Below are 19,715 nucleotides of genomic sequence, written 5' to 3' on the forward strand. Positions count from 1 at the left end.
TTGACTTGTATGGTAGTATGCTAGATTAATTTCTGACCCTGGGAGGAGGGCAGTATGCAGATCACCAACGTACCCGCCGGCATTTCCCCGGCGGAAACGGTCGGCCCGCAGATCTATCGTCTGCTGCGCCGGCAGATCATCCAGGCGGAGCTTCTTCCGGGCGAACGCCTTTCCGAATCCGAAGTCGCCAAAACCCTCTCCGTCAGCCGTCAGCCGGTGCGCGAGGCGTTCATCAAGCTTTCCGAGGAAGGCCTCGTGCAGGTTCTGCCTCAACGCGGCACCTTCGTGACCAAGATTTCAGTGGCCGCCGTGATGGACGCCCGCTTCGTGCGCGAGGCGATAGAGGCTGACATCGTGCGTCTGGTCGCCGAAAACAACGCCGCCAGCGCGATCGAGGAGTTGCGCGAGCAGATCGCTCTGCAGAAGCAGGTTCCGCACAATGACCGGGCTGCCTTCCTGCGCCTCGACGAGCGCTTCCATCGCACGCTCGCGGCATCGGCCGGCAAGAGCTACGCCTGGAATGTCATCGAAAGCGTCAAGGCGCAGATGGACCGCGTGCGGTTCCTGTCCGTCGACGACATGCATGTCAGCCGGCTGATCGACCAGCATGAACGCATCGTCGAGGCGATCGCGACCGGCGACCAGGCGGACGCCGAGAAGGCCATGCGCCTGCATCTGCGTGAAATTCTGAACTCGCTGCCGGAAATCGCCAGCAGCAGAGCCGGACTGTTCGACCGAAGCTAAACGGGAGCAGCGCGGGAACACCCAACAATAACAACACGTCAACGGAGGAAAACATGCTCAAGAAGTTCTTGGCCACCACCGCACTCGGCCTGTCGCTGATGGCATCGCCGGCCGGCGCCGAAGGTCTCAATATCGTATTCATCAGCCATTCGTCGGCGTCTAACACCTTCTGGCAGTCGGTCAAGAAGGGTTTTGACGATGCCTGCGCCAAGGTCAGCGCCACGTGCCAGCTGGTTCTCACCCAGCAGGAAGGCTCGGTCGAGCAGGCGGTGGCCAATCTGCAGGCCGCGATCGCTTCCAAACCGGACGCGATCTTTGTCGCCATCGTCGATGACAAGGCCTACGACAACGCCATCAAGGAAGCGACGGATGCCGGTATTCTCGTGCTGGCGGTCAATGTCGACGACAGCCAGGGCGCCAAGGGCAATGCCCGCAAGGCTTTCATAGGCCAGGGCTTTGTTGCCGCCGGCTATGCGCTGGCCAAGGCCCAGTCCGAGAATTTCCCGAAGGAAGGCCCGCTCAACCTGCTGGTTGGCGTCAACGCTCCGGGCCAGACCTGGTCCGAGCAGCGGGCAGGCGGCGTGAAAAAATTCCTGGAGGAATACAAGGCCGAGCACAAGGATCGCGAGATCAACATCACGCGCATCGATTCCGCCACCGATCTTGCCCTCACCGCCGACCGTATCGGCGCCTACCTGAACGCCAATCCCAACACGACGGCCTATTTCGATACCGGCTACTGGGAGGCCAGTGTCGCCAAGGTGCTCAAGGATCGCGGCGTCGCGCCCGGCAAGGTGCTTCTCGGCGGCTTCGATCTGGTGCCCGAGGTGCTTCAGCAGATGCAGGCCGGCTATGTCCAGGTCCAGGTCGACCAGCAGCCCTACATGCAGGGCTTCATGCCGGTCATGGAAACCTATCTCTACAAGACCGCCGGCCTGACCCCGGCCGACATCGACACCGGGCAGGGCATTGTCACGCCGAAGGATGTGCCGGCGATCATGGAAATGTCCAAGAAGGGTCTGCGCTGATCTTCCGATGTTCTCAGGCGCCCTGCCCGGTTTGGCAGGGCGCCAGGCAATGAGTGTGAGCCTTATGAAGCGGTTTTTGAAAATCTATCTCGACAAGCCCGAACTTGCCGGCCTTGCGCTGCTCGTCATCCTGATCGCGGTTTTCCAGATCAAGTCGAACGGCATCCTGCTGTCCATGGAAAACATCCGGGGCGTCATGGGCCTGCTGCCGGAAATGGCGCTGGTGGCCATCGGCGTGACGATCCTGATGATCTGCGGCGAATTCGACCTTTCGGTGGGTTCGGTCTTCGCGCTGATGCCGATGAGCATAGCGGTGATGCTGAACGACGGAGTTCCCTTTCCGGTGGCTCTGTTGCTGGGGTTGATGATCTGTGCCGCGATCGGGTTCATCAACGGCTACATCACGCTGCAATTCGCCATACCGAGCTTCATCACGACGCTCGGCATGCTGTTCATCGCGCGCTCGCTCACCATCGTGATTTCGGGCGGCTTCCCGCCGCTGTTGCCCGACAACCTGCCGACCTGGCTGTTTACCGACTATATCTGGCAGGGTTCGATTTTGCGGATGTCCTTCATCTGGTTCGTGGCCATCGCCGCCCTTGCCACGGCGCTTCTGTCGCTGACGAATTTCGGCAACTGGATCCGCGCCACCGGCGGCTTCAACGAGGCGGCTTCCTCGATGGGCATTCCGGTCAAGCGCGTGAAGATCATCTGCTTCATGCTGTGTTCGATGCTTGCCGGTTTTGCCGGCCTGTTGCAGGTGTTGCGCCTCGGCTCGCCCCTGCCGTCGATCGGCGAAGGGCTGGAGCTGCAGGCCGTGGCCGCCGCGGTCATCGGCGGCACAGCGCTTGCCGGCGGCATCGGCACGGTGTTCGGCGCCATCATCGGCACGCTGCTCATTCGCACCATCGACAACGGCCTGGTTCTGTCGCGCGTCGATGCCAACTGGTTCAAGTTCGCGATCGGCCTGCTCACCATGTTCGCGGTCATCGCCAACGCCTGGATGGCCAGGATCTCCCGCAAGATCAAGGTGGAGGTGCGCAAGTGACGACGCCGATCATCGAATGCCGCAACCTTCAGAAATGGTACAGCGGCGTCCACGCGCTCAAGAACGTTTCGCTGACGATCCATCCTGGAGAAACCGTCGGCCTTGTCGGCGACAACGGTGCCGGCAAATCCACCCTCATCAAGATCCTGTCCGGGGTCCACCACCAGGATGCGGGCGAAATCCTGATCGAGGGCAAGGAGGTTCACCTTCGCTCGCCGAAGGATGCCATGCATCACGGCCTGGAGACGATCTACCAGTACAATTCGATGGTTCCGACCATGTCCATCGCCCGCAACCTGTTCATCGGCCGCGAGCCGTTGAAATGGAAGCTTGGCGGCTTTGGCCTCATGGACCAGAAGCGGATGCGCGCGGAAAGCGTCCAGGCCATCGCCGACGTCGATCTGCATCTGCGGTCGCCGGATGCCCTGGTCGGCGAACTGTCGGGCGGTCAGCGGCAGGGCGTGGCGATCGCACGCGCCATGCACTTCAAGTCGAAGGTGCTGATCCTGGATGAGCCGACCAATCACCTGTCGGTGAAGGAAACCAACAAGGTCATCGGTTTCGTGCGCGGGCTGAAGGCGCAGGGGCTGACCGGCGTCTTCATCTCGCACAACATGCAGCACGTGTTCCAGTCTTGCGACCGGATCGTGGCGATGGCGCGCGGCGAGATCGTTTTCGATCGGCCGACCGCCGAAACCTCCATCGATGAAGTCCACGAGCTTCTGTGAGAGCGCCATGACGACACTTGCCGGGAAAAACGTGCTTCTCACCGGGGCTTTGGGAACGCTGGGGCGTGCCCAGGCCGATATTCTCGCCAAGGCCGGGACCAACCTCTTCCTGCTCGACCGGCCGGACGCCGAGGGCGGCGAGGCGTTCGCCGCCGGGATTGCTGCGAAGCACGGCGTGGCGTCTTCCTTTGTCGGCCAGGATCTCAACGACCTTTCCGGCACGCAGGCGCGGGGGGAAGCGCTGTCGGAAAGCTCGGGCGGCATCGATATCCTCATCAACAATGCGGCCCTGATCATCAACAAGCCGTTCGAGGCCTTCTCGCTTGAGGAATACGAAGACCAGTTGCGGGTGAATTCAGCCGCGGCATTCGCGCTGACACGCGCGGTGGCGGCTCAGATGAAGCAAAAGCGTTATGGCAAGATCGTCAATTTCTGTTCGGTGACGCTGAATGGCCGCTGGGATGGCTATGTGCCTTACGTCGCTTCCAAGGGCGCCATGCTCGGCCTGACCAAGACGCTGGCCCGTGAACTCGGCGCGCACGGGGTGCGCGTCAACGCCGTCTCGCCGGGCGCGGTGGTCTCGGACGCCGAACGGCGGGTCTTCGCCGACCGGTTGCAGGAGTACAATGACTGGATCCTCGAAAATCAGTGCCTGAAATCGCGGATCGAGCCAAGGCACGTTGCCGAGCTCGTCCTGTTCCTGGTTTCGCCCGCCTCCGACATGATCACCGGCCAGAACATCCATGTCGACGGCGGCTGGTGATGGCGCCACTCGGCCTGTCCAATGCGGTCGCCAGGATTACCGTCAGGCCGGATCTGGGGGCGGGGCTGACGTCCTTCGATGTGATGCACAAAGGCGGCTGGACGCCGGTGTTTCGTTCGGTCGACCCTGAAACCGAACAGCCGTTCGGCCTGTCGAACATCCTGCTGATCCCGTTCTCGGGGCGCGTCTCGGGCGGCGGTTTTGCCTTCGATGGCACGTTTCATCCGGTCGAGCGCAACATGCCGACGGAAAAATACCCCATCCATGGCAGCGGATTCTCCTCGGTCTGGACAGTCACCGAAAAGACGAACGAGACCGTTCTACTGACTCTCGAAGGGAAGGGGCCGGGACCATTCCGCTACGATGCCTCGATGACCTACCGGTTGGAGGGAACAACCCTCGTGATGGAGCTCACTGCTACGAACAGGGCAGGGATCGCCTTGCCCTATGGCTTGGGATTCCACCCGTGGTTCGTACGGGACCGCAACACCTGTCTCACCGCCAGTTCCGACCTAGCCTGGTTGGAACATACCGACCACCTGCCGCGATCGGTCGAAGCTGTTGCCGATCATCCGGAACTGGATTTCAACACGCTACGGAAACTGCCGTCGTCCTGGGTCAACAACTGGTTCGCCGGCTGGGATCGCAATGCTCGTATCGATTGGCCGGATCGCGGCCTGTCGGTGATCATCGAGGCGAGCGAACATCTGGATCAATACGTGCTGTTTTCTCCGTCGGGCGACGCCGATTTCTTCTGTTTCGAACCGGTCTCGCACCCCGTCGATGCGTTCAACCTGCCGGAAGGACCGATCGCGCACGGCATGACAAGGCTGGAGCCCGGAGCCGAAATGCGCGCCAGCGCCAGGTTTTCGGTACGCGCGACGGATGCGTGAATTGTCGGTCAGCGAGGCTTTCTAGGGTGCTAGATACCCTGTGATAAGTCGCAAACCGGTAGCTGCCTACCCACTATGTATTTGGACGAACACATCGGTCGGATAGTTACTACGTTCAATAACCGCATGTCGGTGCAACGGCGGACCGAATAGCCCCGCACGCAGGGGGAAGGCCGACCGCCGTGGAAAAGCTGAAGAACCGGCATCCGGCTGCTAGAATTGGCCTGCAATCCCAGCCAGCCGTTCGTAAAACAGTCTGCGGATCAGAAGAAGCGACTGATGTTCTGGCACCGCCGAACTGCCAATGGGGCTGTTGCGAGGTGTGAGATGTCTTCCGATAACCGTTGATTCGTGTTGCGGAAACAATCGCGACAACAAGGATGGAAGAAGCGCGAGGGCCAATTTGTGCATTAGGCATCCAGTTTGGCTGGGGAACCTGGATTCGAGAAGATCATCCGTCCTCAACCTATGAAATCAATGACTTAGGCGAATTCGCGCGGGCAAGGTGGGGGCAACCTGCGGGGTTGTCAACAATGGTTGTATCAGCTGGCGGTATTCTCAGGAAATATATATTCTGCGCAGATTCTATCGGACTGCCTTGGGGACGGTAATGGCGGCGGGGGAAGGCTTGCCGGATGCGGATCTGCTGACCAACGGTCAAGCGTCCGCGATTGCGCGGGAGTGGATCGACAATCAAATCGAGAAACCAGCGGGGTCCAGCAGCTCGCAAACGCGTTGGCTGATGGGGGAACTCGCCCGGCTGTGCATCACCGAGACGCTACGGTGCAGAGAAGGTGAGCCTGAACTTTGGGCTCGTCTCGATCGCGCTTGGGATGTCGTTCACGGCATCTGGTACGCAGCCGCTCCAAGGTATGCGACGAATTACTGGTCGGACGACGACCAGCCGGACGAGCATGAACGGGAGCGCATCGAAAAGGCTCGACATGTAGTCTGGCATCGTAAGGATCCGATGCGCGCATACCGTGAGGGATACGAGAGCCCGTTCCAAACGAGTTTCGATAAGGAAGACTTCGCGCAGATCGTTGCAGAGTACCTGGAACGCCCTTGGCTCAGGCACCCGTTTCTCGACTGGATCATCGTTGATATTACCGTGAGCAGGGAGCTGTGCAGCTTTGGAGAAGAACTTAAGAAGCAGTGGCTTCCGGGCCGCCGGGATATCCTCGGTCTACACCATCGTTACTTTAAGGCGCGTGGCAACTTGGAAGCTATGACGAAAGTCGATTGGAACGAAAACTTCGAAAGATGGAACGTATGGTTCTGGGGGGCTGTTGGGCTCCCTGTAGGCGCAATTTGGGCGGCGTTCCATTTCGAATATGACGCGCTCGGAAGTCGGCTGTTGGGCATCTATGTCGGTATTGTACTGCTCGCCGTTGTTTTCTGGCTGTTGCGGCTCGCTGGGCGACTATTTCGACGATTAGCAGGCAAGCCAGACCACCGCGCCAAGCCGTTCGAACTATGGGCCGAGATGTACGAGGTCTGGCGAAGGCTCGACGGACCCGTTATTAACCCGCAACGAGTGCGAGATGCTATGCAGGCATCCACAGAAAAAGGAGCCGTCTGGGATAGCTCCACATGGTCCGTCGTTGATCGGGTCGTGAGCCTGAATCCAGCGGTATGGGTGCCTCATCCGACGCGGGACTAGAAGGTCTGGTGAGGTGTCCCGAGCGGGCAGGGCAAATCTCGCGGTTTGACACCGTCACCTGTCTCGCCGGTAGGCAAGCGTCGAAGCCCCATGGGTGATGCGGCCACCGGTCACGCTATGGGGGGCACCACGAAGGCGGAGTGAGTTGACCGAACTCCTGCCGCGTCCTTCAGGCCGGGCCGCGATGGTCGCGCGCGTGCCCGACATACTGGTGATCAATAGGATTCCGCTCGAACAGGATGCCGCCTCCCTGTGCCAGCACGGCAGCATGTTTGTCGTTGAGGGAGAGAGCGAAGGTGCCAAGCTTCGTTGGCTGCTTCTTTCCGACCAGATGAGCGCAGATTTCGATCGTATAGTTACCGGGCCTGAACTCATAGGCGGGTTCGTGCACCGAGCGTACGAAATGGTGGTTCACGGCGAGGCCCGTCTGTCCAACGTGAAGGCCGCTGCCCGGCACGAGCTTGTTGATCTCGCCATAGCCCCAGAACCCAAAGACTTGTTCGTCATTTCCGTGCCGTAACTTCGCATGCATGCCTTCGATCACCTGACCTCTCACCCCAGTGCTGTAAAGCAGAGCCCGGAGGAAGATTTTCGCCGTGATTGTTGGCACCTCGTCGAAGCCAAAGAACAGGACGGTGGGAGTGGTCATAGCGAGGCCGCCACGCCTGAAGAGCGTAAGCCATGCAGTCAAGATGGACGCGCACAACGAGAGGGATGCGACGACGATGCTGGCCACTGCCATCTGATCACCTGTTCACGACTCGCCGGGGACTCCGGTCTTTTACCACATCCGGGAAGACCGGCAGAGATACCGCTTGACCTTCCTCCGGCGCTTCCGGCGCGCCGGCACGGCGCGCCGGAAGCGAAACCCCTCACGCCCCCGCGAGGGGCGTGAGGGGTTCCCTGGGGAACCCCGCAGCCCGGCCCTTTGGCCGGGGAGGGGAAAGGCGGTTGACCTGTGCGCGGCCGACAGCGACCATGAAAAAAGCAGCGGTCAACGGGCTGGAACCCTCGCGCTGCTTTTTCAGGATCGTTCAATAATGATGAACACTGACGCTGTAATTGTAAAGCCCCTCGCTGCTAGCGAGTGACCCGGCGGTCGGGACCGATCCCGACCGGACCACAGCCCAAGTTTAACCCCCAGGCCAAAAATGTTTACGCGCTCCAGAAAACACAGGGGCTTTCGCTCGCGTGCGACGAAGCCTCCCGCCCATTTGGCGGGGGCGAGCTTGGGAACGGAGGAGCTACGGTTCACCCCCTTCCTCTCCCGGAGGGGCTGCCTGCTCTCAATCCTGTCCTGCCCGAGACCCCGGCCTTCCGGCCGTCGTCATCCGTCTTCCGCTGGGGTCTCCTCACGAAGGTCCAACGGCTGTGCCGCCCCGAGGACCCCGACCAGCGAGGCCCGGCAGTGTGTGGCTGCGGCCGTCCCGGCTATGACGTAGAGCAAGTAGCCGTCCACCTTCGTTGTGACGATACGACCGGAGAGCTCCGCGCAGGCGTGTCCGGCGTGTACCGCTGCGGCTCCCCGTGGCTCTGTCCGGTTTGTGCCGTATGGAAGGCCATGGAGCGCGCCGAGCGTGTCGGTAGGGTGGCTTCGGCGACCTACCAACGGGGCGGTCAGGTTGCCCTCGTGGTCTTGACCGCGTCTCATTCGGCGGACGCTCCGTTGGCCGACTTCAAGGCCCTCGTGCAGCAGGCCAGCGGCAAGGCGCGGAAGGGCAAGGCATGGGTGCAGGCCACCGAACGCCACCGAATCCTTGGTGTTGTCGTCGGCCAGGAAATCACCCTGAGCCGTCGCCATGGCCCGCACTACCATCAGCACCTCAGCATCCCGGTGGACGGCCCGACCGAAGCCGAGCGCGCGGCCGCCGGCGGCGACGAAGAAGCTCTTGCCGAGCTCGTCCGCGCCCGCGCGCAGGCGGCGGGCATGGCAGTCGCCGAGCGATACAAGGCGGCCATCCGTGCAGCCGGAGGGAAGGTCAGCGATGAGCACGGCGTACGTGTCCGTGTCGCCGACGACGAGGACGACGCGAGCGGCTACACCTCCAAGGGCTCGCTCGCCTGGGAGGTTGCGGGCGGCCCAACAAAGGACGAGACGAAAGACAGCGGCAGCCTGACCCCGTGGGATGTCGCCGAACTAGCCTACGCCGGCGACGGCTGGGCCCGCGCCCGCTGGGCCGAATACGTCGAAGTCATGCCCGGTACCCGCTCATGCGTCGTGTCGGCCGCGCTTGCGCGCGCGCTCGACCTCGATCCGGCCGACGACCGGCAGGAAGGCGAGCAGGTGCTCCATGAACCCGAGGAAATCGTCGGTCGAGTCGAGGCTCAGACGTGGCGGCGGTGGCTGCGGCATGGGCTTGGGAGCACCTTCCTCGCTCGTGTTGAATATGGCGGCCAGGCAGGTTTTGCCGCAGCCGTCACCCGGACAGACGAGCAGGCCAACGAGATGGAGGCAATTCGCGCGGCTCGTCAGGCGGACAAGGAAGTCCGGAAAGCCCGCCGTGATCACGACGAGGCATTAGCCGAGGCCGTCGATCGCGTCCATGCAGCCCCCGGCGCAGGAACCCGCGCCCGTGTCCGGCGCGTCGTCGCCGCTATGTCGGCCGAGCGTCCGGACAGGCCACCGCCGGACGAAGCCGCGATCATCGCCGGGCTGGTCGGCAGTCATGTTGTGGATCTCGGCCTCGCCGCGTGATCCCTCGAATCCTGCCGTCCGGACAGTCGCGTCAACATTCTAACGCGCTGGAATGCCCGTAGGATGCCCTCGCCGAGGTCGTTCGGTATCTCGACCCACGGAAAAATCCTCGTCGCCAAGATGCCGCGCGTAGTTCGAAAACTGACCGGCAGGGCCCTTGTCTCCAGTTCCGCCGGCACGCACGCTTTTGAGATAGCCAGCAATGGGCGGTGCTACGCCCGCCCCGCTGGCAAGGGGGAGGAAACCTCCCCCGTTGACCCCCAACCCGGCCCTTGCGGACCGATTCCGGAGACGACCCATGGCCGCGACGAAGACAACGACGATCCGCCTGACGGCCGACGAGCGCGCCAGCCTTGATGCGGCGGCCGACGCGACCGGGCTCGGCCCGTCCTCCTACGCGCGGCGCGTCGTCATGGCAGCGGTCGGCCGCGAAACTGCCGTACGCCGTCGTCCGGACCGGCTGGCGCAGGCCCTCGGTCGGGCGCTGGGTGACCTCGGCCGTGTGGGCAACGTCGTCAACCAGCTTGCCCGCCACGCCCACGTCGGCGGCCGTGTCCAAGCCGAGGTGCTGGCGGCCGTCCGGACGGAGCTTACCCGCTTGACGGCTGCCGTCATCGCCCTCCGGGAGCCGCCGCGATGATAGTGACGACAACGCGCCACGGAAGAACGAAGCGAGACACCCGTTACCTGCTGGCACACCTCTCCAAGGAGCAAGGCCAGCGATCCCGCGTTGTCCACATCGCCGCGCCGACGGCGACCGCTCCGGAGGCGCTGGATTACATGTCCACGCTCCGGGACAGCAGCCGGGCAACTGTTGCCTATCACCACATCACCCTGTCGCCGGACACGCCCCTTACCGACGAGCAACGGGACGAGGCTGTCGCGCGCGTCCTCGCGGCCCTTGGCGCGGAGGACCACGCCCATGTGGTTTGGGAACATTCAGAGAAAGGAAGGCGCGGCCGCGACGTGGACACCCATTACCATATCGTCGCCGGTCACATCGGACCGGACGGCCTCGCGCTGGACGACGGCCGATCCTATGTCCGGCTTGAAGCTGCCGCGCGAGCACTTGAGCACGATTTCGGCCACCGCCTGAACCTCGGCCGCAAAACGGCAGCCGTCGCAGCCGAGCTGGAGTGCACCGGCCGCGCCGATGTTGCCGCGCGGGTCCGGGGCGAGACCCCGCCCGAGCCGCCGCGGTCGTCCATGTCGCCGCGCCAGCGGGCGCGGGCCGAGCGTCACGACATCAGTCTTCCGGGCGTGCGCGAGGCCGTCCGGCAGGCGTGGCAGCAGTCCGACACCCCGGCCGCGCTTAGGGCAGCCCTTGGCGAGCACGGCCTTTCTGTGGTCGCTGGCGACAAGGCTGGCGTGTGGATCGTCACCACGGCGGACGGTCAGACACTCGGCGCGCTCGACCGCCTCGCCAGAGAACGCCGCCGCGCGGTTGCGGCACGCATGGAGACTTCAAATGACTCAGACACCGCCGGCGATGAAGGCCCTGAAGGCGACGTACGACGAAGCCCGCCAGAGCCGGCAGGCAGCCGAAGCGCTGGCCCCACTGCTAGCCTTACTGGACCCTCCGGAGGGAGCGGAAGGGAGTCCCTTGGACGAGGTGACAGACCTCTTGCGCACGATCTTGCAGGCACAGGAGCGGACGCTGACGGCGATCGAGGCGATCGCCGCACGCCTCGACGGGCCGAGGCTGCGCTGACCGGCGCAGCACTCGTCCGCGCCGCGCGCCGCGCCGATGTCCGCGCCCGTGCCTGCCGTCTTCGGAGGCGGCTTCGGTCGCGCGGCCGCGAGGCGGCTGCGGTGCATCGCCTTAGCCGCGTGGACTTCGATGAGCTTCGGCGACTCGCCGAAGATATCGGCCGCCGCATTACGGCGCTTCTGTTTCGGTTGTCCGAGCCACCGCCGGAGACCAGGGCGGCGGCATTGGCGCGCATTGCTCGCGAGTGCGAGACCCGCACCAAGCGCGAGACTTCCACCGCCGCTCGGGAACGAGAGCCGGTGCCTGCATATCGACCACGTTTTTGAAAAGGGGGGAGAGCTATGAACGATCACCGCAAGCTTGAGAAGGAACGCCGTCGGACGTGCTGGGACCGCTGGCGACATCAGCGTTACCAGCAGCGTCGAAAGGCTGCTGACCCTGCGATGTCTGCTGCTGGGAAACTCCTGGCGATCGTGCTGTTTCTGGTCGGCCGCGCGCCGCGCTTGCCTGTCTTGACACCTCGCCCCGCGCCCGGACGCAAGGACATCTCCCCCGAGCAGGTGGAGCGCGAGCGCGGTGAAGGCGGCCAGACACCCATGCCGCCGCGAGCGGTGCATGGCCGTTATCGCGCTCAGCCTTCGTATACCCGCATCCTCAAAGACCTTTCTAGGCCTGCTCCGGCTGCCCGTGCGGACGCGGCAGAGGCGCTGCTCGCGAGGGTGCCGATGGAAGCTCTCGAATGGACGTATATGGTTCTGCGAGAAGAGGATTACCGACTGCTCCGAATGGCCGTCCAACCTGACATGTCCGCCGAGGAAGCTGATGCGGCGCTTGTAACCGCTGCGCGTGAAGCCCGGCTGCGCGATGCCGCTTCAACAGATGATGACGACGGCGACGATGACGATGACGAGAACAATAACAAGCGCCGCCGGCGAGGTCGGTGACGAAAAAGGGAGCCGCTGCGGCTCCCTTTTGTCTTCTACACCGCGCGGATGGACAGCCGCCGCATCGCGTACTCTGCGGCCGCCATCGCCTCGCCTGGCGTGTCCGCGAAGCCCGAGTCGGCGATCGTGATTCCATCTCGGTCGATCACGTCGTAGCTGCATTGCAAATCTTCACCGTCAGGGACGGTCACCGTCGCTTCCGCGAGCAGCCCGCCGTCTGGTCCGGCTATTGCACATGCGTATCCACATACGTCCGGCTCCGGCTCCCACTGCAAAAATCGTGTCATGTTTTTCATGCTTCAATGCTCCCTTGGGTTGTAGACGGGAGGCTAGTAGCATGACATTTGCGGCCTGGTCGAATCAGAAATTTTGGACCGTTTTCTCAGCAATTTCCGCGAGTTGTAGCTATCTAGCCCTTCAGCAAAGGATTCAAGTCGGGGCACAAGGATTCAATGAATGGTTGAATCCTTGGAGCCAAGGATTCAAAGCCTAAGACTTTATTGAATTTTATTGAACCGAGCTCTGGTCTCACCAAGGGACATGTCCCGGGAGCCGCCGTCTTGTCGCTTGACCTGGCTGACCGTGCCGGCCGTGGCAAGGGGCCCGAGGCTCGCCCCTTCGGGGGCTGCGCCCGCGCCAGCCCCTTGCCACCGCCGCCCCGCTCATCCTTGACGGTCCTGCGACGGCGGCTCCGGGGGACATGCAGACCGACAGGACCCGTCACTGTCGCCGGACGAGCCGACGCTTCCGGATGGGCGGTACGACACGCTGGGCGAGATCCGGAGGCGGCAGGAAGTCGAGAGGCAGCGGGCTTTCGAAGCCTTCCACGACTTCCCGTAGCTTGCCGACAAGGACGCGCTTCGCGTAGGTCCTTCCCTCGCTTCGGCCGTCGCCCTCGTGCCCCATCACCGCGTCTATGTGTCGATCCCGAAAATCCGATGATTCAAGGACAGTCCGAAACGTATGGCGGAAGGAATGGAAGACCGTCTTAGGCCCGATCCCGATACCCGTCTTGAGGCGAGAGAAAGAGCGGCTGAATTCGGCACCCTGCTTGCCGTCAGTTCCCGCGCGCAGATCGGGAAACAGCCGCTCGCTGCCATCCGCCCGACGGCGCGCGACGAGATCAAGAAGGCCGTGCCGGACGAGCCATGAGTGTATCGGCACCTTGCGCTCGCCAGCTTCCGACTTCGGATCCCAGCCGTCCGGATGAGGTTGGATCAGGAAGCAGGACACGCCGTTCTCTGTCCCGATGTCGTGTGCGGGGCGAAGCCGACAGATTTCCTCAAGCCGCATCCCCGAATGCAGCGAGATCAGCGGAAGCCAGTGCAAGGCGCTGGCTCCGGGAGCCATCCTGTAGTCGGCGGACGACAGCAGCCGCTTGAGGTCTTCGGCCGACCAGTCATCGCGGTTGCTCTTGCGGGATTTCGTGCCCGGAAAGGAATGACCTTTGAAAGGGCTTGCCTGTTCCGCGTCGAGGTGACCCGCGTGCTGAAGCCAGTCCCAGTAACGATTCATGGCTGTCACGTGGCGCTTGACGGTCTTCATCGTCATCCGAGGCACGTCCGCCCTATCGGCCTGTTCAATGGCTTTCAGGGCATGGACCGGTCGGCCCTTGCCGAGCGTTGCAGGCAGCCGCAGTAGCTGGACCCGGAAGGATGCAGCGTTCTCTCGCTCGATCCGTCCGGCGTAACTATTGCCGATGATTTCCGTGAAGAGCTTGACGGCAACCGCGTATTGCCGCGCCGAATGCGCGTCTATGGGTTTCCAGTCGCCCCAGCCGGTTACCAACGCCACCTGCCAGTCCTCGACATAGTCGAGAACTCGCGGCCCTTTGCGGGCGGCCTGAGAAACAGGGGTAGCCGGCGACATAGGGGCAGCTGTCGCCTCTTCCGGCTGGAAAACCTCTTGCATCCTGCGTTCTACAATCTGCCGCAGCACATCGGCTAACGCCGATGCCGTTCGGTCAAGAAGCTCCGGGGGGTAAGGCGGCATTGGATAACCAGCGCTTTCCAGCGCAAGCTCAGCTTCTCCTCGGCGGGAGTCCAAGGGACCGATGCCTTCCGCTCCGGTCTCGAGAAGTCGATCCGCCAAGGTATCGCTATCCCGCCGCAAGTGGCCTGGGAGGCGGCCATACACTGACCGCGCGATGGTTTCCTGCCAACGCTCTTGTGCAAGCCAATGACGGGCGGCGGCGCGTATATCGTCGTCGGTGAGTTCGGTAACTTCCGCCATCGCGAAAACCCTCTCGGATGCAAGAAACAGGGCAGCCGCGCGCTGCCGTGCGACCTTTGGCACGGTGGTCTTTAAGCTCCGGTATATCTCTCGGCAGCCAAGGCGATCTTGGAGGAGGTCCGGAACCCGTCTCCGGAACAGGAATCGGCTGCCTTCCCGGCAAAGATATTTCGGCATTCGCGCGCCCGCATGTGGGGGTGCCGTGTGGGGGTATTCCCGGCACGGGCAAATTCGCGCTAAATCATTGAAAATAAACAGGAAACTGGCTGGGGAACCTGGATTCGAACCAGGACTAACGGAGTCAGAGTCCGTGGGTCTACCGTTAACCTATTCCCCAATAAGCATTTTTGTTCAATGCTTTGGCCAGAGCGGTGAAAGAGAATTCTTGCTCTTTCGCGAGCGGTTCGGTGTGCCGCTGCCCGTTTCTGCGCTGCCTTGTAGCCGCGCTTCCAAAATAGTCAAGCCTCGACTGCGTTTCAATTTGCCGCGCGGCCGAACTGCGAACGCTCGAACACCAGAACCACGATCAGCGCCAGGATGAGCGGGATGATCAGGTAGAACATCCGGAACACCAGAAGTGCCGCGATCACGCCGGCCTGGTCCATATGCTGCAGGCCCGCCAGGAAGACGACCTCGAACACGCCGAGCCCGCCGGGCGCATGCGATATCTGCGCCAGCGAAAAGGCGACGAGGAAGATACCGAAAACCACGAGATAGCCTGGGTTGTTTTCCACGGGCAGGGCGAAATAGAGGATCGCGCCGGCCGATAGGATCTCGATCGGCCCGATGATGAACTGGCGGGCGACGATCGGCAGCCGCGGGTAGTGGATTTCGAAGGAACCGATCTTGAGCGGCTTCAAATGCAGCCAGCTGCCGAAGGCGTAGGCGGCGACGATGAGAATCATCACGACGCCGGCGCCCGCCGACAGCCCCCCATAGCCAAACTCGGTGAAGGAGCGGATGTCGGAAAATCGCTCGAACAGGTCCGGGATCAGAATGAGCACGATGCCGCCCAAAAGGATCGAGGACAGAACGAAGGTGATCCAGCAGACCGCCACCAGAACGCCGACGTCTTGTCCGGAAAGCCCTTTCGTCCCGTAGGCACGATAGCGGATGACTGCTCCGGAAAAGACCGAACCGCCGATGTTGTGCGACAGCGCGTAGGTGGTGAAGGAACACAGCGTCACGAACAGCCACGATACGCGCTTGCGAAGATGCAGCAGCGCGATGTGATCATAGCCGGCAAGCGCTGCGTAGGCGACGATCGAACTCAGCGCGGCGAGCAGCCAGTGGTTCCAGCGAATGGTGGCGAGACTTGTCCACACATCGTCGAGAGAAATGCCGCGCAGTTCCTTGAACAGGACCCACAGCGAGAAGGCGACGGCGGCCAGACCGACGGCAGGCCAGAAAAAACGTTTCACATTCATGCAGCTACGGCCATCAGCAACCCCAATTCATCACGATTCGATGCCCCGCGCAGGTTCGGTCGAGTGGCTATCCCGCCCGAATTGACCCGCTGGACCCAGAAATGCCCGATCGAAGCCGGCTATTCAACAGTTGTGGCGCGTTTACGGCGATGCGTTTAGCGCCGTTGCGGCAGCCTACAATTTTCGCATGGCTCTTGGTGATCGGGCCCGGCGCTGCTAGTCTGGCGCCAACTTACGAAATATTCGTGCCAGCGGCGTCCGGGCAACCGGTTCGCGCGGCACTGGAAGGAAATAGCCAGTGGAAGACCGCGACGCCGGCGCCAAAGCGCCGGGGGGCGGCGTGTCGGAGGGGATTTCGGCATCGCGCGGCCCTAAAGCCCCGGCCGCCAGCCGTGCGCCGGACAGTGAGAGCGTGGCGCGACAAGATGCGCACGCCCCGGACCATCAACCCCGCGCCAAGGGACGCAAGCGCCGCAAACGTCGTCGCGGCCGCAAGGTCTATGCGCCGGTCGACGGGGTCGGGGGCACCGGCGCGTCCGCCGATCCCACGCCTGCGCCTGGGCGCAACGCAGTTCCGGCGCAGGCGCCGTCGATCGCGCCCGTCGAAAATTCCAGGGCGCCCGATCGCTCGCGTCCGGCTGCCTTCGAGTTGCCGGTCTTTGCCGCGCTCGATCTCGGCACCAACAATTGCCGCCTGCTGGTGGCGGTGCCGGGCAGGCACGGTCAGTTCCGGGTGATCGACGCGTTCTCGCGCATCGTGCGCCTGGGCGAGGGACTTTCGGCCAGCGGGCGGTTGGGCGATGCGGCCATGAACCGCGCCATCGAGGCGCTGAAGGTCTGCGCGGAGAAACTGCGGATCCGCAAGGTGGCGCGCGCACGGCTGATCGCCACCGAAGCCTGCCGCGCCGCCGCCAACGGCGCCGAATTCCTCGAACGGGTCGAGCGCGAGGCGGGGCTGAAGCTGGAAATCATCGATCGTGAGACGGAAGCACGGCTGGCGGTTTCGGGCTGCGGCTCGCTGATCGAGCGCGACACCAAGGGTGTGGTTCTGTTCGATATCGGCGGTGGTTCATCCGAAATCGCGCTGATCGACCTCACCACGCGCCGGTCGTCGCGCCTGGCGAGTCACATCGTCTCGTGGACGTCGCTGCCTGTCGGCGTTGTTTCGCTGGCGGAGCGATTCGGTGGGCGGACGGTGACGCGCGAAAGCTTTGACGCCATGGTCGACGATGTCGCGCAACGGCTGTCCGCCTTCGAAGGACGTCACCGGCTCAACCATCTGCTCGCAGGTCCGCATTTCCACCTGCTTGGCACCTCCGGCACGGTGACGACGCTGGCCGGTGTCCATCTCGATCTCGAGCGTTATGACCGGCGCCGCGTCGATGGCCTGTGGATGGGCCGCGAAAATGTCGACCGCATGGTGGAGAAGCTTTTGGGATGGGATTTCCAGCAGCGTGTCGCCAATCCTTGCATCGGCGCCGACCGTGCCGACCTGGTGCTTGCCGGCTGCGCCATCCTCGAGGCGATCCGCGCCGTCTGGCCCTCCGAGCGGCTGCGCGTCGCCGACAGGGGCTTGCGCGAAGGCATATTGAGCGAATTGATGGCGGACGACCGCAACGCGCGCGGTTCCTGGAATAGCGAGGGCCGGCGATGACTAAAAAGAAAGATACGACCGCCGGCAACACCCGCGTGCTACGCACCAAGGTGAAGAAAAAGCGCGGCCTGAAGGAATCCTCGCGCCGATGGCTCGAGCGGCACCTCAACGATCCTTATGTCCAGCGCTCCAAGGCGGACGGCTACCGCTCGCGCGCCGCCTACAAGCTGATCGAGATCGACGACAAGCATCATCTGCTGAAGCCGGGCCAAAAGGTGATCGACCTTGGCGCCGCACCCGGCGGCTGGTGCCAGGTGGCGGCCGTGCGCACCAAATCGAGCGAGGCCACGCCGCATGTCGTCGGCATCGATTATCTAGAGATGGATGCCGTTCCGGGAGCCGCCATCCTGCAGATGGATTTCCTCGATGAACAGGCGCCGGCACGCCTGGTCGAAGCGCTCGGCGGCGAGCCGGATATCGTCTTGTCCGACATGGCGGCCCCCACCACCGGCCATCGCCGCACCGATCACATACGCACCATGCATCTGTGCGAGGTGGCTGCCGATTTCGCCGTGTCCGTGCTCAAGCCCGGCGGGCATTTTCTGACGAAGACTTTTCAGGGCGGCACCGAGGGCGATCTTCTCGATATGCTCAAGCGCTCGTTCCGCTCGGTTCACCATGTCAAGCCACCCGCGTCGCGCGACGAATCGGTCGAGCTCTATCTGCTGGCCAAGGACTTCAAGGGACGCGCGCCGGCCGGGGACTGACGGCAAGGCCAGCTCAACTGGACGGGGCAGGGTTCTCCAGCGGCTTGGCCGGTCGCGCCTTGTAGCCTGAAACGGCATTGCCGGCTTCAGGGGACAGACGTATGAAGGACAGGGCGGCAAGGGCCGCTACTGCGGCAACGATGAAGAACGCGACGTGGAAATCGCTCAACATCAGCGGGCCGCCGTGAACCTTGGTTGAAACCTCCAATATGCCGCCGGCCAGCGCCACGCCCAAAGCGATGTTGAGCTGCTGGGCCACAGCCGTGATTGGTGTCGCCTTGGAGGTCTCTTCGGCGGGAATCTCGGCGAAGGCCAATGCATTGACGCCAGTGAAGAACATTGAGCGGATGAAGCCGCCGACCAGCAGCACTGCCAGGATGAGCGGATAGGGCGTGGTCGGTGTGAAAAGACCGTAGACCGCGATCGAAATGGCGGCCAGCAATGAGCCCCAGATCAGCACGCGCCGGAAACCGGCGACACGGAAAAGCCAGGCGGTGACGAATTTCATGCCGATAGCGCCGAGCGCCGACACGAAAGTAATCATGCCGGACTGGAACGGCGTCAGGCCGAAGCCGATCTGGAACATCAGCGGCAGCAGGAACGGCACGGCGCCGATACCGATGCGGAACAGGCCGCCGCCGAGAACCGAAGCGCGGAAAGCCTGGTTGCGGAACAGCTCCAACGCCAGCAGCGGGTTTTTCGCGTGACGGGCGTGGCGCAGGTAAAGAATGCCGCAGACGACACCGACAATCACGGTGATCAAACCGACGGCCGGCGGTAATGCCGGCAGGCTAACCACCGAAAGGCCGAAGACGATGCCCGAAGCGGCGATACCCGACAGGACAAAGCCCGTATAATCGAGGGGTGGTGTCTCGGCGGACGGTGTTTCCGGCAGATAGCGCGTCGCCAGCACTATGCCGATGATGCCGATCGGAACATTGATCAGGAAAATCCAGTGCCAGGAGAAATAGGTGGTGATGAAACCGCCGACCGGAGGGCCGACGAGTGGGCCGACCAGAGCCGGAATGGTCAACCACGACATCGCCGCCACCAGATCGCTTTTGGGGGTCGACCGTACCAGCACGAGACGTCCGACCGGCGTCATCATCGCACCGCCCATGCCCTGGAAGAAACGGGCGAGCACGAAGAATTCCAGGGAATTCGCCATCGCGCAGGCGACCGAACCCAGGATGAAGACACCGATGGCGGCGCGGAACACGTTTCTTGCGCCGAAGCGATCCGCCATCCAGCCGCTGATTGGGATGAAAACAGCGAGCGCCACCAGATAGGCGGTCAATGCCAGCTTCAGCGCGATCGGGCTCGTCTGGATGTCGGCCGCGATCGCTGGCAGCGAGGTAGCGATCACCGTCGAATCCATGTTCTCCATGAAAAGCGCGACGGCCAGCACGAGCGGGATGATTCTGTTCACGAGACGTCCGAACCTCGGGGTAGACGGGTATGAGCGACAAGGCCGAGGC

At 63.0% G+C, this 19,715-nt stretch carries 19 protein-coding genes, 1 tRNA gene and 2 pseudogenes; 14 read left to right on the top strand and 8 right to left on the bottom strand.

Features of this window, described 5'->3' with window-relative positions; genetic code table 11:
• The first annotated feature begins 54 nt into the window (after positions 1 to 54).
• The 7 genes from AB4136_RS24245 (at position 55) to AB4136_RS24275 (ending at position 6,867) form a co-directional block, all read left to right on the top strand.
• Positions 55 to 744, top strand: a complete 690-nt coding sequence (locus tag AB4136_RS24245; protein WP_024922133.1) for a GntR family transcriptional regulator — start codon at positions 55 to 57, stop codon at positions 742 to 744.
• A 53-nt stretch (positions 745 to 797) separates the two neighbouring features.
• Positions 798 to 1,772 (top strand): sugar ABC transporter substrate-binding protein, encoded by a 975-nt coding sequence (locus AB4136_RS24250; RefSeq protein ID WP_024922134.1) that lies wholly within the window; start codon positions 798 to 800, stop codon positions 1,770 to 1,772.
• A 64-nt stretch (positions 1,773 to 1,836) separates the two neighbouring features.
• The gene (locus AB4136_RS24255; protein ID WP_024922135.1) at positions 1,837 to 2,820 is read left to right on the top strand and encodes an ABC transporter permease; all 984 of its coding nucleotides are present in this window, start codon (positions 1,837 to 1,839) and stop codon (positions 2,818 to 2,820) included.
• Positions 2,817 to 3,548, top strand: a complete 732-nt coding sequence (locus tag AB4136_RS24260; protein ID WP_137901207.1) for a sugar ABC transporter ATP-binding protein — start codon at positions 2,817 to 2,819, stop codon at positions 3,546 to 3,548. The genes AB4136_RS24255 and AB4136_RS24260 overlap by 4 nt, the downstream gene beginning before the upstream one ends.
• 7 nt (positions 3,549 to 3,555) lie before the next feature.
• Entirely contained in the window at positions 3,556 to 4,311 is a 756-nt protein-coding gene (locus AB4136_RS24265; protein WP_137901208.1) for an SDR family oxidoreductase, read from the top strand.
• A complete protein-coding gene (locus AB4136_RS24270; protein WP_024922138.1) occupies positions 4,311 to 5,204 on the top strand; it encodes an aldose 1-epimerase in 894 nt (297 codons plus the stop codon). Before AB4136_RS24265 ends, AB4136_RS24270 begins: the two co-directional genes overlap by 1 nt.
• A 610-nt stretch (positions 5,205 to 5,814) precedes the next feature.
• A complete protein-coding gene (locus AB4136_RS24275) occupies positions 5,815 to 6,867 on the top strand; it encodes a hypothetical protein (RefSeq protein WP_137901209.1) in 1,053 nt (350 codons plus the stop codon).
• A 169-nt stretch (positions 6,868 to 7,036) separates the two neighbouring features.
• Here AB4136_RS24275 and AB4136_RS24280 read toward each other — a convergent pair whose 3' ends face one another.
• Positions 7,037 to 7,516 (bottom strand): hypothetical protein, encoded by a 480-nt coding sequence (locus AB4136_RS24280; RefSeq protein WP_137901210.1) that lies wholly within the window; start codon positions 7,514 to 7,516, stop codon positions 7,037 to 7,039.
• A gap of 1,017 nt (positions 7,517 to 8,533) precedes the next feature.
• On the opposite strand from AB4136_RS24280, the gene AB4136_RS24285 reads away from it, so the two are divergent.
• The 3 genes and pseudogenes from AB4136_RS24285 to AB4136_RS24295 form a co-directional block, all read left to right on the top strand.
• Entirely contained in the window at positions 8,534 to 9,562 is a 1,029-nt protein-coding gene (locus AB4136_RS24285; RefSeq protein ID WP_137901211.1) for a hypothetical protein, read from the top strand.
• Between the two features lie 298 nt (positions 9,563 to 9,860).
• Entirely contained in the window at positions 9,861 to 10,202 is a 342-nt protein-coding gene (locus tag AB4136_RS24290; protein ID WP_171020988.1) for a plasmid mobilization protein, read from the top strand.
• 140 nt (positions 10,203 to 10,342) lie between these two features.
• Positions 10,343 to 10,588, top strand: a pseudogene (locus tag AB4136_RS24295) (relaxase/mobilization nuclease domain-containing protein); the annotation flags it as partial.
• On the opposite strand, the gene AB4136_RS24300 reads toward AB4136_RS24295, so the two are convergent.
• A complete protein-coding gene (locus AB4136_RS24300) occupies positions 10,502 to 10,897 on the bottom strand; it encodes a hypothetical protein (RefSeq protein ID WP_441931645.1) in 396 nt (131 codons plus the stop codon). The pseudogene AB4136_RS24295 and the gene AB4136_RS24300 sit on opposite strands and share 87 nt — an antisense overlap.
• Before the next feature lie 133 nt (positions 10,898 to 11,030).
• Here AB4136_RS24300 and AB4136_RS24305 point away from each other — a divergent pair, with 133 nt between their 5' ends.
• Entirely contained in the window at positions 11,031 to 11,273 is a 243-nt protein-coding gene (locus AB4136_RS24305; protein ID WP_441931647.1) for a hypothetical protein, read from the top strand.
• 341 nt (positions 11,274 to 11,614) lie between these two features.
• Positions 11,615 to 12,217 (top strand): hypothetical protein, encoded by a 603-nt coding sequence (locus tag AB4136_RS24310; protein WP_137901214.1) that lies wholly within the window; start codon positions 11,615 to 11,617, stop codon positions 12,215 to 12,217.
• Positions 12,218 to 12,252: 35 nt separating this feature from the next.
• Here AB4136_RS24310 and AB4136_RS24315 read toward each other — a convergent pair whose 3' ends face one another.
• From AB4136_RS24315 to AB4136_RS24335, 5 genes and pseudogenes are all read right to left on the bottom strand, one after another.
• On the bottom strand, positions 12,253 to 12,513 hold the full coding sequence (locus AB4136_RS24315) for a hypothetical protein (RefSeq protein WP_137901215.1): 261 nt from the start codon (positions 12,511 to 12,513) through the stop codon (positions 12,253 to 12,255).
• A 424-nt stretch (positions 12,514 to 12,937) separates the two neighbouring features.
• Positions 12,938 to 14,449, bottom strand: coding sequence for a site-specific integrase (locus AB4136_RS24320; RefSeq protein ID WP_171020989.1), 1,512 nt, complete (start codon positions 14,447 to 14,449; stop codon positions 12,938 to 12,940).
• Between the two features lie 6 nt (positions 14,450 to 14,455).
• Positions 14,456 to 14,626, bottom strand: a pseudogene (locus AB4136_RS24325) (DUF6538 domain-containing protein); the annotation flags it as partial.
• Positions 14,627 to 14,712: 86 nt separating this feature from the next.
• Positions 14,713 to 14,786, bottom strand: a tRNA-Gln gene (locus AB4136_RS24330).
• A 139-nt stretch (positions 14,787 to 14,925) separates the two neighbouring features.
• On the bottom strand, positions 14,926 to 15,876 hold the full coding sequence (locus AB4136_RS24335; protein WP_024923993.1) for a lysylphosphatidylglycerol synthase domain-containing protein: 951 nt from the start codon (positions 15,874 to 15,876) through the stop codon (positions 14,926 to 14,928).
• Positions 15,877 to 16,174: 298 nt separating this feature from the next.
• Here AB4136_RS24335 and AB4136_RS24340 point away from each other — a divergent pair, with 298 nt between their 5' ends.
• A complete protein-coding gene (locus AB4136_RS24340; RefSeq protein ID WP_024923994.1) occupies positions 16,175 to 17,530 on the top strand; it encodes a Ppx/GppA phosphatase family protein in 1,356 nt (451 codons plus the stop codon).
• The gene (locus tag AB4136_RS24345; protein WP_024923995.1) at positions 17,527 to 18,237 is read left to right on the top strand and encodes an RlmE family RNA methyltransferase; all 711 of its coding nucleotides are present in this window, start codon (positions 17,527 to 17,529) and stop codon (positions 18,235 to 18,237) included. Before AB4136_RS24340 ends, AB4136_RS24345 begins: the two co-directional genes overlap by 4 nt.
• A gap of 13 nt (positions 18,238 to 18,250) precedes the next feature.
• Here the strand turns inward: AB4136_RS24345 and AB4136_RS24350 are convergent, their stop codons facing one another.
• Complete coding sequence (locus AB4136_RS24350) at positions 18,251 to 19,666, bottom strand: DHA2 family efflux MFS transporter permease subunit (RefSeq protein ID WP_024923996.1); 1,416 nt, start codon at positions 19,664 to 19,666, stop codon at positions 18,251 to 18,253.
• Positions 19,667 to 19,715 lie beyond the last annotated feature (49 nt).

Source organism: Mesorhizobium sp. 2RAF21, from assembly GCF_052115345.1.
Classification (GTDB): Bacteria; Pseudomonadota; Alphaproteobacteria; order Rhizobiales; family Rhizobiaceae; genus Mesorhizobium; species Mesorhizobium terrae.

Bases quoted from the DNA above. Each gene is read 5' to 3' on its own strand.
- AB4136_RS24245 (WP_024922133.1), top strand. From the start codon at position 55: ATGCAGATCACCAACGTACCCGCCGGCATTTCCCCGGCGGAAACGGTC.
- AB4136_RS24250 (WP_024922134.1), top strand. From the start codon at position 798: ATGCTCAAGAAGTTCTTGGCCACCACCGCACTCGGCCTGTCGCTGATG.
- AB4136_RS24255 (WP_024922135.1), top strand. From the start codon at position 1,837: ATGAAGCGGTTTTTGAAAATCTATCTCGACAAGCCCGAACTTGCCGGC.
- AB4136_RS24265 (WP_137901208.1), top strand. From the start codon at position 3,556: ATGACGACACTTGCCGGGAAAAACGTGCTTCTCACCGGGGCTTTGGGA.
- AB4136_RS24270 (WP_024922138.1), top strand. From the start codon at position 4,311: ATGGCGCCACTCGGCCTGTCCAATGCGGTCGCCAGGATTACCGTCAGG.
- AB4136_RS24275 (WP_137901209.1), top strand. From the start codon at position 5,815: ATGGCGGCGGGGGAAGGCTTGCCGGATGCGGATCTGCTGACCAACGGT.
- AB4136_RS24280 (WP_137901210.1), bottom strand. From the start codon at position 7,516: ATGACCACTCCCACCGTCCTGTTCTTTGGCTTCGACGAGGTGCCAACA.
- AB4136_RS24290 (WP_171020988.1), top strand. From the start codon at position 9,861: ATGGCCGCGACGAAGACAACGACGATCCGCCTGACGGCCGACGAGCGC.
- AB4136_RS24305 (WP_441931647.1), top strand. From the start codon at position 11,031: ATGACTCAGACACCGCCGGCGATGAAGGCCCTGAAGGCGACGTACGAC.
- AB4136_RS24310 (WP_137901214.1), top strand. From the start codon at position 11,615: ATGAACGATCACCGCAAGCTTGAGAAGGAACGCCGTCGGACGTGCTGG.
- AB4136_RS24315 (WP_137901215.1), bottom strand. From the start codon at position 12,513: ATGAAAAACATGACACGATTTTTGCAGTGGGAGCCGGAGCCGGACGTA.
- AB4136_RS24320 (WP_171020989.1), bottom strand. From the start codon at position 14,449: ATGGCGGAAGTTACCGAACTCACCGACGACGATATACGCGCCGCCGCC.
- AB4136_RS24335 (WP_024923993.1), bottom strand. From the start codon at position 15,876: ATGAATGTGAAACGTTTTTTCTGGCCTGCCGTCGGTCTGGCCGCCGTC.
- AB4136_RS24345 (WP_024923995.1), top strand. From the start codon at position 17,527: ATGACTAAAAAGAAAGATACGACCGCCGGCAACACCCGCGTGCTACGC.